16 protein-coding genes and 1 other RNA gene are annotated in these 17,141 nt (G+C 48.4%); 7 read left to right on the forward strand and 10 right to left on the reverse strand.

Going from position 1 to position 17,141, the window contains the following annotated elements:
- From zwf to gabT, 6 genes are all read right to left on the reverse strand, one after another.
- The coding region (zwf, locus tag ACKOVI_RS04985) for a glucose-6-phosphate dehydrogenase (protein WP_509602961.1) at window positions 1-935 on the reverse strand (935 nt) is incomplete at its 3' end.
- Window positions 935-1,912 (reverse strand): phosphogluconate dehydrogenase (NAD(+)-dependent, decarboxylating), encoded by a 978-nt coding sequence (gene gnd / locus ACKOVI_RS04990; RefSeq protein WP_509602962.1) that lies wholly within the window; start codon window positions 1,910-1,912, stop codon window positions 935-937. The genes zwf and gnd, both read right to left, overlap by 1 nt.
- Before the next feature lie 24 nt (window positions 1,913-1,936).
- On the reverse strand, window positions 1,937-2,668 hold the full coding sequence (gene pgl / locus ACKOVI_RS04995) for a 6-phosphogluconolactonase (RefSeq protein WP_509602964.1): 732 nt from the start codon (window positions 2,666-2,668) through the stop codon (window positions 1,937-1,939).
- Window positions 2,661-3,218: a GNAT family N-acetyltransferase gene (locus ACKOVI_RS05000; protein ID WP_509602965.1), complete on the reverse strand. Its 558-nt coding sequence runs from the start codon at window positions 3,216-3,218 to the stop codon at window positions 2,661-2,663. Before ACKOVI_RS05000 ends, pgl begins: the two co-directional genes overlap by 8 nt.
- Window positions 3,219-3,239: 21 nt before the next feature.
- On the reverse strand, window positions 3,240-5,816 hold the full coding sequence (locus ACKOVI_RS05005; RefSeq protein ID WP_509602967.1) for a helix-turn-helix transcriptional regulator: 2,577 nt from the start codon (window positions 5,814-5,816) through the stop codon (window positions 3,240-3,242).
- Window positions 5,817-5,891: 75 nt separating this feature from the next.
- On the reverse strand, window positions 5,892-7,229 hold the full coding sequence (gabT, locus tag ACKOVI_RS05010) for a 4-aminobutyrate--2-oxoglutarate transaminase (RefSeq protein WP_509602968.1): 1,338 nt from the start codon (window positions 7,227-7,229) through the stop codon (window positions 5,892-5,894).
- Window positions 7,230-7,300: 71 nt separating this feature from the next.
- Between gabT and ACKOVI_RS05015 the strand changes: the two genes are divergently transcribed.
- Window positions 7,301-8,734: an aminotransferase class I/II-fold pyridoxal phosphate-dependent enzyme gene (locus tag ACKOVI_RS05015; protein ID WP_509602970.1), complete on the forward strand. Its 1,434-nt coding sequence runs from the start codon at window positions 7,301-7,303 to the stop codon at window positions 8,732-8,734.
- Here ACKOVI_RS05015 and ACKOVI_RS05020 read toward each other — a convergent pair.
- Together ACKOVI_RS05020 and ACKOVI_RS05025 are read right to left on the reverse strand one after the other, a co-directional pair.
- Window positions 8,731-9,204 carry a GNAT family N-acetyltransferase gene (locus ACKOVI_RS05020; protein WP_509602971.1) on the reverse strand — a complete coding sequence of 158 codons (474 nt, stop codon included), beginning with the start codon at window positions 9,202-9,204 and terminating at the stop codon, window positions 8,731-8,733. The two genes, ACKOVI_RS05015 and ACKOVI_RS05020, sit on opposite strands and share 4 nt — an antisense overlap.
- Window positions 9,201-9,953, reverse strand: a complete 753-nt coding sequence (locus ACKOVI_RS05025; protein ID WP_509602972.1) for an SDR family oxidoreductase — start codon at window positions 9,951-9,953, stop codon at window positions 9,201-9,203. Before ACKOVI_RS05025 ends, ACKOVI_RS05020 begins: the two co-directional genes overlap by 4 nt.
- Before the next feature lie 48 nt (window positions 9,954-10,001).
- Here ACKOVI_RS05025 and ACKOVI_RS05030 point away from each other — a divergent pair, with 48 nt between their 5' ends.
- Window positions 10,002-10,586, forward strand: a complete 585-nt coding sequence (locus tag ACKOVI_RS05030; RefSeq protein WP_509602973.1) for a DUF4389 domain-containing protein — start codon at window positions 10,002-10,004, stop codon at window positions 10,584-10,586.
- Between the two features lie 14 nt (window positions 10,587-10,600).
- On the opposite strand, the gene ACKOVI_RS05035 is transcribed toward ACKOVI_RS05030, so the two are convergent.
- Complete coding sequence (locus ACKOVI_RS05035; protein ID WP_509602975.1) at window positions 10,601-11,989, reverse strand: MBL fold metallo-hydrolase RNA specificity domain-containing protein; 1,389 nt, start codon at window positions 11,987-11,989, stop codon at window positions 10,601-10,603.
- A 41-nt stretch (window positions 11,990-12,030) separates the two neighbouring features.
- Here ACKOVI_RS05035 and ACKOVI_RS05040 point away from each other — a divergent pair, with 41 nt between their 5' ends.
- Window positions 12,031-13,689: a heavy metal translocating P-type ATPase gene (locus ACKOVI_RS05040; RefSeq protein ID WP_509602977.1), complete on the forward strand. Its 1,659-nt coding sequence runs from the start codon at window positions 12,031-12,033 to the stop codon at window positions 13,687-13,689.
- Between the two features lie 9 nt (window positions 13,690-13,698).
- Window positions 13,699-15,051, forward strand: a complete 1,353-nt coding sequence (locus tag ACKOVI_RS05045; protein ID WP_509602978.1) for a pyridoxal phosphate-dependent decarboxylase family protein — start codon at window positions 13,699-13,701, stop codon at window positions 15,049-15,051.
- On the opposite strand, the gene speB is transcribed toward ACKOVI_RS05045, so the two are convergent.
- The gene (gene speB, locus ACKOVI_RS05050) at window positions 15,052-16,050 is read right to left on the reverse strand and encodes an agmatinase (protein WP_509602979.1); all 999 of its coding nucleotides are present in this window, start codon (window positions 16,048-16,050) and stop codon (window positions 15,052-15,054) included.
- Between the two features lie 56 nt (window positions 16,051-16,106).
- On the opposite strand from speB, the gene rnpB reads away from it, so the two are divergent.
- From rnpB to ACKOVI_RS05065, 3 genes are all read left to right on the forward strand, one after another.
- Window positions 16,107-16,466: RNase P RNA component class A (rnpB, locus tag ACKOVI_RS05055), an RNA gene on the forward strand.
- Between the two features lie 30 nt (window positions 16,467-16,496).
- Complete coding sequence (locus tag ACKOVI_RS05060; protein WP_509602980.1) at window positions 16,497-16,829, forward strand: YciI family protein; 333 nt, start codon at window positions 16,497-16,499, stop codon at window positions 16,827-16,829.
- A 7-nt stretch (window positions 16,830-16,836) separates the two neighbouring features.
- Window positions 16,837-17,141, forward strand: a 305-nt coding sequence (locus tag ACKOVI_RS05065; RefSeq protein ID WP_509602981.1) for a VOC family protein, incomplete at its 3' end; no start/stop codon positions are given.

Here is a 17,141-nt window from a genome sequence, read left to right on the forward strand (position 1 = left end):
GTACGGAGGTAGATAGGAACTCCGGCCCAACGCCAGTTATCGATGAAGAGCTTCATCGCAACGAAAGTTTCGGTATCTGAATTATCTGCAACGCCTTCTTCATCAAGGTACCCAACGAACTGGCCTCGAACAACATCGCCCTGCTTGATATCGCGAATAGCTGAGAGGACCTTGATCTTCTCATTCTGCATATCTTCAGAGTTCATGCTGGTAGGAGGTTCCATCGTCAACATTGTGAGAACCTGCAACAAGTGATTTTGTAGAACGTCACGAGTAGCACCAACTCCGTCATAGAACTTTCCACGACCATCGATACCAAAACTTTCAGCCATGGTAATCTGAATATTGGAGACGTAGTTGCGGTTCCAGACAGGCTCGAAGAGTGTGTTGGCAAAGCGGAATACCAAGAGGTCTTCAACTGCTTCTTTACCTAGATAGTGATCAATACGGTAAATCTGTTCTTCCGGAAGAAGCTTCTTGAGCTCGGCATCCAATGATTTTGCAGATTCAAGGTCGCGCCCAAATGGCTTCTCAACGACAACGCGAGCACGCTTTGTAATTCCTACCTCAGCAAGAGCAGCAGTAATTGTTGCAAAGAATTCTGGAGCAATCGCAAGGTAGATAACGGGAAGCTTGTAATCCTTGATTGCTTCGGCGAGCTCTTCAAATGTATCTGGGTTGTTGTAATCGCCCACAATAAGCTGAACTTCATCGCGAATCTTGCGAAGCACTTCTTCATCCGCCTCTGGCTTGCGAGTGCGAATAGCCTCTTCAACATTGTTGCGGAAGACCTCTTGAGTCCACTTTGACGATGCCACACCAATAACTGGCATATCCAATTGGCCAAGCTCTTCTAGATCGTAGAGTGCAGGGAATAACTTCTTCTTAGCAAGATCTCCGGTTGCGCCGAAGAGAACGAGAACATCGGCCTTCATTAATTTTCCTTCGGCTTCTCGTTATGTCCACCAAACTTGTAACGCATTGCGCTGAGGACTCGGTTACCGAATTCATCGTTATTGCGTGATGCAAAACGTGAATAGAGTGATGCACTCAAGACGTGTGCAGGTATACCTGCCTCGATTGCTGCCTGAACTGTCCATCGACCTTCGCCGCTATCGCTCACCTGGGTTGAGTACTCAGTGAGTTCATTGGATTCGTTGAGTGCCTGGGCTGTGAGATCGAGAAGCCATGATGCAACAACAGAGCCTCGACGCCATACTTCAGTAATCTCTGGGATATCGAGGTTGTAAGCAGGTGTCATCTCATCGGCTGCCTCAAAAATTGCAAGTCCCTCTGCAAATGCAGCCATCATTCCGTATTCGATTCCGTTGTGAATCATCTTAACGAAGTGGCCAGAACCGGTAGGGCCGCAGTGCAAATATCCGTATTCGGCTTGTGATGGCTCGCCGGTGCGACCAGGTGTGCGCTCTGCCGCTTCTACCCCTGGGCAGAGAGCTTTAAAGATTGGATCCAGTGACTTCACGACAGCATCGTCGCCACCAATCATCAATGAGTATCCGCGCTCGAGCCCGTAGACACCGCCAGAAGTTCCGACGTCAACAAAATTAATTCCCTTAGCCGCGAGGATTTCTGCATTCTTAAGGTCGTTCTTGTAATAACTATTTCCACCGTCGATGATGGTGTCGCCTGGCGAGAGAACCTCGGCTACAGCAGCGATTGTTGAATCTGTAACGCCAGCTGGGACCATAACCCAGACCGTGCGCGGAGCGGTGAGCTGTGAAGCGAGATCTGCGAGATTGTTTGCTCCGATGGAGCCTTCAGCAGCTAGCGCCCTCACTGAATCTGGCGAGACGTCGTAGACAACGGATGTGATGTTGTGACGGTGGAGGCGACGCACGATATTTGCGCCCATTCGACCGAGTCCGACCATGCCAAAAGTAGTTGTGCTCATGGGAGGCGATTCTAGGGGATGAAGTTACTCAGCGAAGAATGCAGCTTGGTCGACGATCAGGCGTGTGCGAGCCTTAGCGCTGACATAGCTGGCGGGTATTGATAAATCACCTTCGATGATTTTTGCAACAGCTTCGGCTTTGCTCTCGCCCGCTGCGACTATCCACACTTCTTCTGCCTCATTGATGAATTTCATCGTAAATGAGATGCGTGATGCCGGAGGTTTTGGCGAATCAGTAATTGCGAAGATATCTCGGCGATCATCTAAATCAGCAACGCCTGGAAATAGCGAAGCGACATGGCCATCTGGACCAACACCTAATATGTTGAGGTTGATCGTGACACCTTTGAGTGCGTCTGCATAGTCAGCAACGGCATCTTCGATAGTTGCTGGTGAATTAGGTGCTAGTGATTCGTGGACTTCGATGTTGGTATTTGTGAGAGTGCCATGAAAAGGCGCTGCATTACGCTCGCTACTTTCGAGCTCTACAAAGCGTTCGTCGCTCCACCAGATATGTAGCCCTTTATACATCTCTGGTGCAGCATTAAAAACAGCAACTAAAGCGTTGGAAATTTGAACCCCAAGAGTTCCGCCAGTAAGAACTAAATGAAATGCGCCATCTGCGAGAAGGCCATTCTCAATCGCAAGCAGAATCTGGGCAGTTACCTCTTCCGCAAGCTCATCAATATCGGAATAGAGTGTGAGGTCGAGTTCGTCTTCGATATCTCCAACAATTTCATCGAATTCATCACTCATTGCCGTTCCCCTCCAAGAAATCCACTGCAGACATTTCGTAAATATCCTCGGGGCCATCGACCTCATCCATCTGCTGACCTATATGGGCGAAGCCAAAACCTTCGATAATTTTCACCGATGCGATATTGCTAGGACTGACTGTATAGCGAAGTGTTGTAACGCCTGGCTGGTTGCAGACCCAGAGCCACATACCTTTGAGCGCCTCTTTTGCATATCCCTTACCCCAGAAGCGCTCATCGAGACCGATACCAATTTCGATCATTCCATCGGCATCAGGAGCTCCATGAAAACTCGTGCTCCCAATTATCTCTTTAGTATGTGCAAGAGTAATAAACCGCAGAAACCATTTATTTTTTTCAGGATCCTCTTTGACTTGAGGAACACGCCAGGGCAAAGGACCTTCGTCATCAATCAGAACTCTATAGGGATTAGAAATATCCCTGCCTGCGATAGCCAAAAGATCGCTCTTGTCATCCATGAGTGAGATGAGGCCATCAGCCGGAATATGGTGAAGTACGAGTCGCGGAGTTGAAATAGAAGTCTGGTGCACTCCGCAAGTATTACCTATCGACTAGATAAGGAAGGTTGACTTCGCTTTTTCCACTGCATCGTGGCGGCCTTCTGCGCCCATCTTCTTATAGAGATTCTTAAGGTGAGTCTTCATGGTGTTCTGCGAGATGTGAAGTTCGCTAGCAATCACTGTGAGAGTTCTTCCGGTTGAAAGTTGTCGCAATATTTCAAGTTCACGCTTTGTGAGCGCCTGTTGAGAAGTTGTCATCGCGCTTCCTCGTTCTTTGATGCGCTCGGCCATAGCCGTTGCTAGTTCTTCGTTATAAACGGTCGGGAATTCATTTGCCACTTTAATGATGAGGTTGCCCATTTGATCGCTTTGGCGCAAAAAGGTCTCCTTTGCTCCAACTAGAGCCCCCATCCTCATCGCCTCCCGCATTGCAGGCAATGCAACGGCTTCGCTATCAATATTGATTGACGCCATCATCAAAGATTTCCAAATTGCCTCGCGCGGAGTGTGCGATGGGAGATTTTTCGCATCTTCATAGAGAACTTTTCTACCTCGGAATTCATCCACGACCATTTTCATCTGATGGGTGAAACGAGTGCGCGGTGCCCTGGCTACTAATTTCTCAAGACGATCAAAATCCTTCAATCGTCGCCTTATATACATTTCGTGAAAGTCAATAAGCGTTGAAAGTTCATTTGTGGCCGGAAAGGTTCCTATCAATTCTCGTGAAGTTTTTACTCGCTCCAAAGCTTCCTTCTCTTGATTGCGACGACAAATTTCTTGGATAACATGGTTATCACTCGCTAAGTACCAATGCCACTGTTTCCACTCAAATGCGAGTTTACGAATTTCTTCAAAGAGCGCCATCGACTCTTGATGCTTGGCAAACTCGATGAGACAGCGAGCTTGAATGTACATCACATCTATCGGCCCGTGATTACCCACAAATCCAAATTTCTGCGATTGTTGATAAACAAGAACAGCAAGTTCATGAGCTCGGCGATACTCACCTTTTTGATGAAGCACCATTGCTTCAACTGACTGCACGAATGTGTGCGAAGTACGCAAGCTAGTCTTCTGAGCCAACTTCTCCAGCTTCCGATAAATTGACTCAACGCGATCTGTGTCATCCCAGATGTAATATTTCGTTGCAAGCAGGCGCAGTAAGTTAATTTGGTCATCTACTCCCAGAAGACAATCGGAATTTCCACTCTTAGAACGCTCGATAGAGTCTTCCAATTGCTCAAACTTTCCCAGTGTCAAGTGCGAATACGACTCAGCGCCAGCCACAAATTGCTGATAAAACTCGGGGTGATCAGCTCCTCCTGAGAGGAGCGATATCTTTGAAATTACGCTCTTTGCGGCTCCAAAATCTAGATTAGCTAAATGACCAACGACTTCCACTGTCGCTCTCTTTAGTTCACCTTCACGCGAAGAATCGCCGGCATTGACAGACCAACGCAAGAGTTCACCGCCCAAACCTTGCGCCTGTTTAGATCTCACTGCATCCGGAAATAACTTACTTATTCGTTCAGCATCGCCAGACTCAAATGCGTGGGTAATTGCAGCGCTGGGCATTCCGATACTTTCAAAATATTTAATGAGCTTCTTATGAATCTCAGCCTTTACATCTTTTCTTTTTCGCAAATTTTCAAGAAATATCTGCTGGATCATCGGTGAAAATACGTATCCCTCTTGAGGGTCACGTGAGTTGGTAAAAATCTCACCTTTTTGCGCAATCGAATTAATGAGATCGAAAGAATATTCTTCACCTAAAATAATTTGAGCCATCTCAAGAGTAAAGCTCTCCAGTACGGATAGTTTTTCGCATGCGCTGACGATTTCTGGCTGGAGCCCTGCTGTCACTACCATTGCCAACGCTCGCAAAGGTTCAGTCTCAGATCCCATCAGCCTCTCAAGATCGATCTGTTCGCCTTGCATCTGAATTTGAGCTCGCAAAAGTGAGGTTGCCGAAGGCCAACCATGCGCAGAAAATAAGATCTTTCGCGACTCATCATTTAATTCTAGGTTCGCATTCGTTGCATACTGTTCAATTTCATCATCGGAAAATCTAAGTTCTCGGGAGGTAATAACTTTCAAGTTTCCTCGTGATGCACACGTAGAATAGATTTCCTCAATATTCTCGCGACGGATTGCAATAAAGTGGATATTGCTGGGAAATTGCTCGATTAACTTTATTTCAATATCTACATCCGCTAGGGAATCGTTTCGCAAACTGTCTAGAACATAAATGTATTCGCGGCCAGTTTGGAGAAGTTCATTGCCCCATCGACGCACAACTTCAGTTGGCCTTAATGGTTGTTCCTTCTCAAACCAAGGGGCAAATCCTGCAATCAAATGGCGAGTAGCTGCTATCAGCATCGCAGACATTTCATTGATGGTGTCACCATTGGTAACAGTCATCCAGATAACGCCCTTGCTCTGATACTGAACCCACTCAGCAATCAACGACGATTTGCCATATCCACCGGGAGCGATGACCAATGTGGTTCCGGAAGATTCATTCTCTATCAGTGGAAAGAGGTGCTTCCGGGAGAGATTGCCGGCGGGCAAGGTGGGAGTAAAGGTACGCGAGAGCGTGATACCTAAGTCCTTCTCGCTCACCATGGGTGAAGGCTCTCGCATAAGCCACTCAGAGAGAAGGGCAAATCACCCCGAACGGGGTGAGATAGCAGGGTGAAGTTAGGCGACCGCGTCGAAGGCTTCAGCGAGGACGCCGAGGGCATCCTTGAGAAGTTCATCGGTAATCACCAAAGGTGGCAAGAAGCGGATGACGTTTCCATATGAACCAGCGGTCAAGATCAAGACGCCTTTGCTCTGGCAGTACTTGATGACCTTTGCCATGAGTTCGGTGTTGGGATCTTTGCTACCCGGCTTCACAATTTCAATTGCGATCATCGCACCGCGTCCACGGATTTCGCCGATCTCTGGATGCTTTGCTGCAATCTCACGCAGTGACGTTGTCATGATTTCACCGAGATGGCGAGCGCGCTCAACGAGCTTCTCGCTCTCGATGATTTCGATAGCCGCAAGTGCTGCCGCACATGCGATTGGATTTCCACCATAAGTGCCACCGAGTCCACCAATGTGCGAAGAATCCATAATCTCTGCGCGAGCAGTAACTGCTGCAAGTGGAAGTCCACCCGCGATGCCCTTTGCTGTGACGATCATGTCTGGTTCGACATTCTCGTCGTTGACGGCAAACCAATCACCAGTTCGTGCAAAGCCTGCCTGAACTTCATCAGCAATAAAGACAATCTTGTTCTCTGTTGCAAACTTTGAAAGTCCTGGAAGAAAACCCTTCGGTGGAACGATGAATCCACCCTCACCAAGGATTGGCTCAATCAAGATAGCTGCAACGTTATGTGCGCCAATCTCCTTCTCAATCTTGGTAGTAACCATCTTCAAAGCATCTTCAGTAATGGTTGCCTGATCACCTACCCAGCGATATGGATATGGCATCGGCATACGATAAATCTCATTAGCAAATGGCCCGAAACCTTCCTTGTAAGGAATGTTCTTCGCAGTAAGTGCCATCGTGAGATTAGTACGACCGTGGTAGGCATGTTCAAAGACAACGATTGCAGGGCGCTTTGTGTAGTGGCGTGCAATTTTGATTGCATTCTCAACTGCTTCAGCGCCAGAGTTCTGCAAGATTGACTTCTTCTTAAAGTTTCCTGGAGTCAAGCGATTCAGAGCTTCGCACACTTCGATGTAGCCCATATATGGAGCGGTAGTGAAGTTTGTATGTGTAAATGCAGCGACAGCTTCTTGCACGCGCTCGACAACGAGAGGTGCGGCATTACCAACGTTTGTTACACCGATACCTGAACCGAGGTCGATGATGCGGTTGCCATCGATATCTTCAAGGATTGCATCAGATGCACGTTTGATAATGACGGGAATCGCAGTTCCTAGTCCCCCAGACACTGCCTCTTTACGACGCTGCATTGCTGCAGTTGAAAGTGGCCCTGGAATCTCAGTGGCCAAATGGCGTGATTGTGGGAGTTTTTCTGTCATAGGGAAAGTCTAGGGCCTTATGAAATGTGCGCTAGCCCAAGTGTTATTGGCATCAAGATAGACTTCCCAACATGAGTGACCTCCGCAACAGCACACCTCTTCTCGATGCTTACCTCTCTTACTTTGAAAGCGTTCGTACTCCATTCACGATTCCAGGGCACAAACAGAAAGCCGGTCGACTCGATAGCGGTCTTGGAGCCGTGGTGGATAGCGATACGCCTCTCTATGGAGGTCTCGATGAAATTAAGCTCACCAACCAAACTTTGAAGAAAGCTGAGAAGTTAGCCGCAGATCTCTGGGGCGCTGACTTTGCGCGATTTTCAACGGGTGGGGCTACGCATGCCAACCAAGCAATCGTTCTGGCACTTGGAGCACCTGGTGACATGGTCGCAATTTCGCGTACTGCACATCGATCTATTTTGAGCGCGCTCGTTCTCGCAGGCCTCGAACCAATCTGGATGTCACCTGATATCGATGAGGCAACCGGAGTTCCTATTGGAATCGGTATTGCACAATTAGAGAAAGCTCTTGCAGAGAAACCAATCGCGGTTCTACTGACTGAACCGGGCTATCTTGGAACAATTTCGGATCTTCCGGTACTGATTGAAGCTGCACATAAGCAATCTGTACCCGTCATCCTTGATGCTGCGTGGGGTGGCCACTTTGGTTTCCATCCCAATCTCCCTCGTCATGCTTTCCAAGTGGGTGCCGATGCTTTGATTACTAGCGTCCATAAAGCACTTCCGGGTTACAGCGCATCTGCTCTTCTCTTAGCAAAGGGCACATACCTCAACCTTGATCGTCTTGAGCAAAGCTTTGAGACAACTCATACAACATCACCAGCAGGTGCTCCTCTTGCTTCGATTGATGGTGTTCGTGCCTTGCTTCAATCTCGTGGCAAGGAACTCAATAGTGCGCTTATTAATAATGTTGAAGAATTTAAGAAGACAGTTCAATCAGAATTCGCACTGCCCATCTTTCTCTTTCCCGCTGATTTTCCTGCGGGTCGATTTGATCCAACAAAGATTGTTCTTCGCGTTCAGCAACTAGGCGCTTCTGGCGTTGATATCGAGCGTGATTTACAGGAAGCAGGAATCCGTGTGGAAATGGCAGATCGCGACACCATCGTCTTCCTAGCAACGCTGGCAGATTCATCCGATGATTTCGCCGCTCTTGCGGATGCCCTGATACCAATTTTGAAACGCCATCAAGGTCAGCGCCGCGAGAGCGCAACAGCGCTCAGTTGGTCCGTTATACCTACTCGAGGAATCTCGATGCGTGATGCCTACTTTGCAAAGACAGAGATGGTCGATGCAAACGCGGCAGAGGGTCGTATCTCTGCAGATTTGATCGCACCGTATCCACCAGGAGTCGCAGTTGTTGCCCCAGGTGAGGTGTTGACTTCGCAGATTCTTGAAGGTCTTAAAGCATCAAAGGATGCAGGTGTTCGTATTGCTTACGCGACTGATTCTTCTCTTGCTACCTATCGCGTTGTGAAGAACTAATCGAATTTCGTAATTGCATACGAGTAATAATCGTGTGGTTGGCCATCTTCGATAAAGAGCGCCTTGAGGACTCCTTCGAAGTTCCAGCCAGCTTTCTCAAAAGCTCGTCGCATTGCAATATTAGATTCATCTGTCGAACCTTCCACACGATGTGCGCCGTGCGCGAAGGCATATTTCGCACCGGCTTGCAGAGCTTGCGTACCTATCCCTTTTCCGCGGAGATCCTCTGAGAGTTCGAGTCCCATATCCCAGGCGCCAGGCGGTGTTGTGCGATCACAATGGCGCAATTGGAAATCTCCGACGAGAACGCCATCACTTTCGATTGCAAGGTGCAGATAGTGGTCAACCCACTCTCCAGGTTTTTCAAGACGTGCAATAAATCGTTCTCGTCGTTCTGGGGTATCGAGCCCTCGAATTTCACAGATTCGATCAAAATCTGCAGGCGTATAAGGTCGAAGCAGCACGGTCATGATGTGCGATGAACCTTGTGATTTGCGGCCTGTGCCAGCGGTCGAATAACCATACTGTCGACATTGAAGTGATCGGGCAGTGTGACCGACCAGCGTATGGATTCTGCGACATCTTCAGCAGTCAGCGGCGCATCCACACCGTCATAAACTTTTGCTGCTTTCGAGCTATCCCCATCAAAGCGATTAAGGGCAAACTCATCAGTCTTGACCATGCCTGGGGCAATTTCTGTGATTCGGATAGGAAGCCCGTTCAGTTCAAGTCGCAATGTGTGGGCAAGTGAAGTTTCAGCAAATTTAGCAGCGACGTAACTGCCACCATTTTCATATGCGCGATGTCCAGCAGTCGATGAAATCACCACTATGTGGCCCTTGCCGCGCTCAATCATCTGCGGAGTAATTGCTTTTGTAATTCGAAGAGTTGCAATGACATTGAGATCGTAAGTCTTCTTCCAGATTTCAGCATCTGCATCCAAGATAGAAGCAGCATCAAATGCGCCACCGGCACAATTGACGAGAACTTCAACGTTTTTATCAGCGCAAAATGTTGCCAGTGCATCAACGTCGCTTTGCAGAGTTAGATCGGCTGGGAACACTTCAACGTCTGCAACAGATTGGGCAAGTTCATTCAGTCGATCCTTGCGGCGTGCAGTTGCAATCACTGTAAATCCGTCAGCAGCTAAGGCTCGAACAGTGGCCGCTCCAATTCCACTGCTGGCACCTGTTACGAGAGCAATTCTTCGAGGAGACATTGGCCAAGGGTATCTACAAAGCGAGGAGAAGAGGAATACACTGTAAATATGAGCAATCAAATTGAAACAATCATTGAATATCAGCTAGAAAATCGCGACAAGAAGACTGTCTTCTGGCGTGGAATTCTGGCTTTTCCTGTCGTAATTTTCCTTGCGACTTTCACTGAAATGGCTCATTGGGGATGGACCAGCGGATTTTTGGTGGTTCCAACAATTCTCGCTCTCGTATTTACGGGTAAATATCCAAGCTATGTACTCACCTTTAATCACGCATTGATTGAGCTGCAGACTCGTGTCACTGCCTACGTTTTCTTGCTCACTGATGACTATCCATCGATTGAGCGCAATCCAAAGATTGCAGTTCTTCTTCCAGATGTTGAAGGTGGCAAGAAACTTGGTCGCATCCTGCAGATTTTCAAAGTGATCTTTGTAATTCCATTAGTAATAGTTGGTCTTATCTACGCAATCGGTGCAGCGTTTGTCACCTTCGCAGCATGGATCGCTACCTGGTCCACTGGACGGTATCCAGAGTGGGCGCTCAACTACATCTTAGGAACAATTCAGTTCTGGAACCGCATTTATGGTTATGCGCTCTTGATGGTGACAGACGAATACCCACGCTTTACTCTCTAAATCTCAAGAAGAATTTAGATAGCGATGACTTGTGCTGGCTTGGGAACAATCGCATTCCAGCCAAGTTCGTCTACTAAACGATTTGCCATTGCCTCCTGCGCGCCCTGCTCTCCGTGCACAACAAATATTTTGTGAGGTTTTGGTGCATTTCTCAACCAATCAATTAACTCGTCGACATCGGCATGGACAGAGAAGCTCTCTACCTTCGAGATGTGCGCATTAACTGGAATGAACTTTCCATGCATCTTCAGCTCTGAAACACCTTCTTCTAGTAAGCGACCTCGACTGCCGACCGCTTGATACCCCACCAAAATAACTGTGTTCTTCGCATCAGGAAGCATGTGTTCAAGGTGGTGGACCACTCGGCCGCCGGTTGCCATTCCACTGGCAGAGATAATGATGGAAGTCTCTGCAATGTCATTGATTTTCTTTGAGTCTTCCGTTGTGACAGCCTGCATGAGACGACCCGGATCAAAGGGGTCTTGATTCGCCCACTTGTCAGATACGCCACCACGAATTTCTGAGGTGTTCTGCTGGATAGCTTCGCGATAGAAATTAAGTGCAGTCAGTGCCATGGGTGAATCTACGTAAATTGGAATAAGCGGAATTAACTTCCTCTCCATTAAGTCACGAAGTGCCATCAAGATGACCTCCGTGCGATCTACCGCAAAGGCTGGAATGAGAATTGATCCACCGCGCTTAATTGCTGCATTGAGTTCACGAGCAAAATCTTCAGGCTTAGCGTCGTGCTTACGATCTCCATACGTCGACTCAGTCAGAATTGCATCCATCACTTCTTGAGGTGCTGCATCTGGATTTGATAAAAGTGGGTGATTATTGCGGCCCATATCTCCAGTAAAGAGAATCTTCTTGCCCCCGATTTCAAGCAGAACAAAGGATGACCCCAAAATATGGCCGGATGGAAACCAAGTCACCCATGCATCGGGTGCAACCTGTGTCCGTGAATGAAACTTCACTCGTTTAATGAGTTTAATAGCAGCTTCTGTATCTTCCACGTTATAGAGCGGAAGTGGAATCGCATGCTTTGAATAACCCTTCTTTGCTGCGTACTTAGCATCTTCCATTTGCAGATGCGCTGAGTCGTGCAAAATAACACTTGCCAGTTCTGCTGTGTAATGAGTTGCAAAAATAGGATTCTCAAATCCTTGGCGAGCAAGCAGCGGCAGGTATCCGCAGTGATCAAGATGGGCATGAGTAAGTACGACAGAGTCAATAGTCTTTACGTCGACAGGAAATGGATCCCAATTCTTCTTGCGAATCGCCTTAATTCCCTGAAAGAGTCCGCAGTCGACGAGGACTTTTGACTGGCTAGAGGTAACGAGAAAACGGCTTCCAGTGACAGTATCTGTTGCGCCAAGGAAGGTAATAGTTACTTCGCTCATAAATAGAGTCTAATCTCCAGAGACAGAAGTAACCTAGGGATATGAGAAATCGAATTATCGAGGTGCAAGAGCGCTTGCTCGGTGTCGATTTTCTCGCCTATCTGGCAATAACTGGTGCACTTATTACCAAAGAATTCTTTGCGGCAGCAGTAATTGTTCTGATGCTCATCACTGGACGCTTTCTTGAGCGGTGGGCTGAAGGTCAAGCTGAACGACAATTGAAATCACTTCTCTCGCGCATGCCTAGACAGGTTCATCGACTCAATACCTCGGGCACGATTGAAGAAATTCCAATGGATCAAATCGCTATCGGTGATGTGCTTCTCGTGCGGACTGGTGAAATTACCGCAACAGATGGAGTGCTCAGAGATTCTGCAACTCTCGATGAATCTGCCCTGACTGGTGAACCACTTCCAGTTTCTCGCGCGTCAGGTGAAGATGTCTCAAGTGGGATAGTCAATGCTGGTTCTCCGTTTTACTTCACGGCAACTGCTACAGCGGAAGCTTCAACATACGCCGGGATCGTGAAGTTGGTTCAAGAGGCTCAGAAAAAATCGGCGCCCGGCATTCGCGTGGCCAATCGTTGGGCTCTGCGCTTTGTACCTGTTGCGCTCTTGATGTCACTTGGAGCTTGGTGGATTACTGGTGATGTAAAGCGCGCCATCGCAGTATTAGTTGTGGCCACTCCATGTCCGCTCATTCTTGCAGTACCAATCGCAATTGTTGCGGGGCTTTCACAAGCTGCAAAACATGGCGCCATCATCAAAGGTGGAGCAATTCTTGAACTATTAGGTCGGACAGAAACTGTTCTGTTAGATAAGACAGGAACGCTGACCCACGGCGGACCTGCAATCACTGAAATCAATACTCGCCCGGGAATCTCCGATGATGAACTATTGGCTCTTGCTGCCTCTGTCGATCAATTTAGTCCACATATCGTTGCTAAAGCTCTTGTAAGTGCAGCACGTCAACGCAATCTCGAGATGTATGAAGTCACCAATCTCCGTGAAGATTCCGGGCACCATATCGCTGGTGAAATTTCAGGGGCAAAAATCACTGTTGGACAGCTTGTTCATACGGCACCACATTGGCTGCATTTCTCTCATCCATTAATGGTTTCCGTTGAATCTGACGGGGAACTCTTAGGTGTCATTGGGCTGAAAGACCCCGTCCGTCCAGAGGCGCGTGACATGGTTTCTGATCTACGCGCAGCAGGCGTTGCACATATTGCACTTGTTACTGGAGACCGCGAAGAGACTGCACAGGAAGTTGCCGATGCTGTGGGAATCTCTGAGATTTATTCAAAGGTGAGCGCTGAAGGAAAACTCGATATTGCTCGTAAAGCACAAGCGAGTGCGAGGGGTTCAGTTGTAGTTGTGGGCGATGGCATCAACGATGCACCGGCGCTAGCTGCGGCTGATGTTGGTGTAGCCATGGGTGCTCGCGGTGCATCTGCTGCGAGTGAAGCTGCCGATGTAGTGATAGTCGAAGATTCGATTGATCGCCTCACTCAGGCAATCAGGATCTCGAAGTTAAGTCGCAAAAAAGCAGTGCAGGCGGCCGGCCTTGGAATGGGTCTGGCATTTATAGGCATGTTCTTCGGGGCGTTTGGATTGCTATCGCCAAGTCAGGGAGCGATAGCGCAAGAGTTCATCGATGTGATTGCAATCCTCTGGGCATTAACCGCGCTCCGTAGTTAGACTCACCGCATGCATGAGTTCACGCCCGAAATCGAAAAAGTTGCGCAGGAAATTCTCGAGTATTCACTGACTCGACTCAAGGACAACCCGCCACTCGATGGACCAAAGAGCGAAGCCGAACTCTTCTCTATTGTTGGCAACACCATTACTGAAGAAGGCCTAGGTGGAAGCACGGCGCTTGCGCTTTTTACGCAAACCCTTGCACCTGCATGTATCTCAACTGATCATCCTCGCTATTTGGCATTCATTCCATCGGCTCCATCTGAACTTGCAAACCTCTTCGACCTTGTTGTCGGTGCATCAGCGCTCTATGGCGGCTCTTGGCTTGAAGGTGCCGGTGCTGTCTTTGCTGAAAATCAGACTCTCCGCTGGCTGGCAGATCTCGCCGGACTACCTGAAACTGCAGGTGGAGTATTTGTTCAAGGCGGAACAATCGGAAATCTCTCTGCGTTAGTTGCAGCCCGGAAAGAGGCGCGTCGCGTTCATCCAGAAGTCAAACGTTGGGCTGTTGCTTGTTCTAGTGAAGCCCATTCATCAATTCAATCAGCAACCGAAGTAATGGACGTAGATCTCATCAAAGTTTCTGTTCAATCAGATGGCGTAATGCGCGGTGAAGATGTAAAGAAGTCAATCGACAAGTATCGCTCTGAGAATCCAGATAACGATATCTGCGCAATCGTTGCAACTGCAGGTACTACTAATTTAGGAATTATCGACGAACTTCCTACCGTTGGCGCGGTAGCTAACTCGCACAAGATTTGGTTCCACGTGGATGGTGCTTACGGTCTTGCTGGTCTTGCTCACGACGAGACACGTAAGTTATTTGCCGGCATAGAGAAAGCTGACTCATTTATCGTCGACCCACATAAGTGGCTCTTTGCACCTTACGATGTATGTGCCCTTATCTATCGAAACTCAGAGATTGGTCGGGAAGCACATACTCAACATGCTGGCTATCTTGATGCCCTTACTGAGAGCGATGAATTCAACCCATCAGACTATGCAATTCAACTTACCCGTCGCACCCGTGGCTTGCCGCTCTGGTTCTCATTGGCCGCCCACGGCACCAAGGCATATAGCGATGCGGTCGCGAAGACTATGCAAACTGCGCGCATGGCAGCTGATTCGATTAAGGCTCATCCCAATCTCGAACTGCTTCGCGAACCAAATCTCTCTATTGTGGCTTTTACTCGCAAGGGTTGGGCGATGAGTGATTACAAAGTATGGAGCGATAAGTTGTTGGCAGATCAAATTGGATTTGTGACACCGTCATCACATAAAGGCGAACCAATCCTGCGCTTTGCAATCGTTAACCCGTGGACTCAAGTCAGCGATATTGAAGCAATTCTCACTACCTTGTAATTAGCGATCTAGAACGTTGCGGGCGGGGTTATAGCTACCTCCCGCACGTCGGAATGCGATTCCGCTGAGTGCTTCCAATACGACACGGTTGGCAAGCATCGCAGTGATATCTGAGCTGTCGAATGCTGGAGCGACCTCAACAACGTCGATACCCACGACGGGCAATTCAATACAGATGCGGCGCACCGCTTCCAGAAGTTCGCGGGATGTGAGTCCTCCTGGTTCTGGTGTTCCAGTCCCTGGCGCCATTCCTGGATCGACCACATCGATATCGACTGAGAGAAATACTCCATCGGTTTCATCGGTAAGGATGCCAAATGATTCATCAAGAACAGCCTTTAATCCACGATTATGAATCTCAGTCATCTCGTAAGAACGCATCTTCTGATCGCGCATCCACTTGAGAGTGGCATCTTCTGGCCAATAGCCGCGAAGACCAACCTGCAAGAAACGATCACCGCGTACAGCACCTGATTCAATTAATCGACGCATCGGTGTTCCGTGGCCGACAAGTGAACCATTTTGTAAGTCTCCGGTATCGGCATGCGCATCGAAGTGAATCATTGAAACTTTACCGAGCCCACGGTGGTCCGCAATTCCGGCAACATCTGCAGAAGTAACTGAATGATCTCCACCAAGTACAAGCGCAATTGCACCAGCACGAGAGATCTTCTCTGTTGCTGCGCGAAGCGTTGCAAGACATTTTGCTAAATCATCAGATGGCATCATCAAGTCACCAGCATCAACAACCTTAAGATCTTTCAAACCATCAACGCGAAGTGCCATATGTGGACGTTCGCCATCATGCGGCAGGTAATCAGTTCCGCGAATTGCCTGCGGACCAAACTTGGCACCTGAGCGATAAGAGGTTCCAGCATCAATAGGTGCACCAACAATCACGACATCAGCATCGGCAAATGTCTTGGGATCATCGAGATCACAGCGCGGGACTCCGAGGAATGTGAAATCAGGACCGTACATATTGCCGATGTTTGCCATGCGCGTAAGCATAGTTTTGGCACTACAAGAGTCAAAGCCATATCCTTATATATAGAAGAGTCGCCTGGATCACCGCGTTATTACGCAAGTAATACCGAGGAAAGTCCGGACTTCATAGAGCAAGGTGGTGGGTAACGCCCACCCGGAGCAATCCGCGGGACAGTGCAACAGAAAGCAAACCGCCAACAGCAATGTTGGTAAGGGTGAAACGGCGGTGTAAGAGACCACCAGTAATTGCAGCAATGCAGTTAGCTATGTAAACCCCACCTGAAGCAAGACCAAGAAGATAGTGCGCTGCTCGCGCTCAAGCTATCGGGTAGGTCGCTCGAATCTGTAAGTAATTACAGATCTAGATGGATGGTGATCACAGCCAGCAATGGCGATGACAGGATCCGGCTTATAGGGCGACTCTTCTTTTTCTCCAGGCTTGGACTTAATATCAGTGCATGGCGCAATACATCACTTACTTCAATCAGCAGTGGGTTGGCGATCACGCATCGGAGTGGTTTCAATCTCGTGGTCCTCTCGCACGCGCAGTTGTAGCCGAGATGAAAGATGCCGGCATTCTCATTTATGCGGGTGGTCTCATCGAAGAAATTGAAGAGGCTTTCGGTGCGGATGAAAATGGCAAAGTTGGTGGACCTATTACCCAAGATGGTGAGTTCGTAGGAGGCCTGACGATCTTTGAAGCTTCATCGGATGAAGAGGCAAAAATGTGGGGTGCAAAGATCGCAGTTGCCTGCGGATGGCCACAAGAGACCAGAAAGTTCAAGGGTTAATACACTCATGACTCAATCGATTTTTATCAATATGCCCGTTGAAGATCTACCTAATTCTGTTGAGTTCTTTAAGGCTTTAGGTTTTACTGTAAAAGAGCAATTCACAGGTGAGAACAACGCCTGCATGCAGGTCGGCGACAACATCTTTGCGATGCTCACCAAGAAAGAGCAATTCGCAAAGATTATTGATAAGCCTGTGGCAGATAAGGGCACCACTGAAGTTCTTATCTCTGTGGGATTGAAATCAGCTGATGATGTACGTCATGTGACAGATGCTGCTCTCGAACAGGGTGCACGCCGAATCAGCGAGCC

This window comes from Candidatus Planktophila sp. (assembly GCF_046070465.1).
Taxonomy (GTDB): Bacteria; Actinomycetota; Actinomycetes; order Nanopelagicales; family Nanopelagicaceae; genus Planktophila.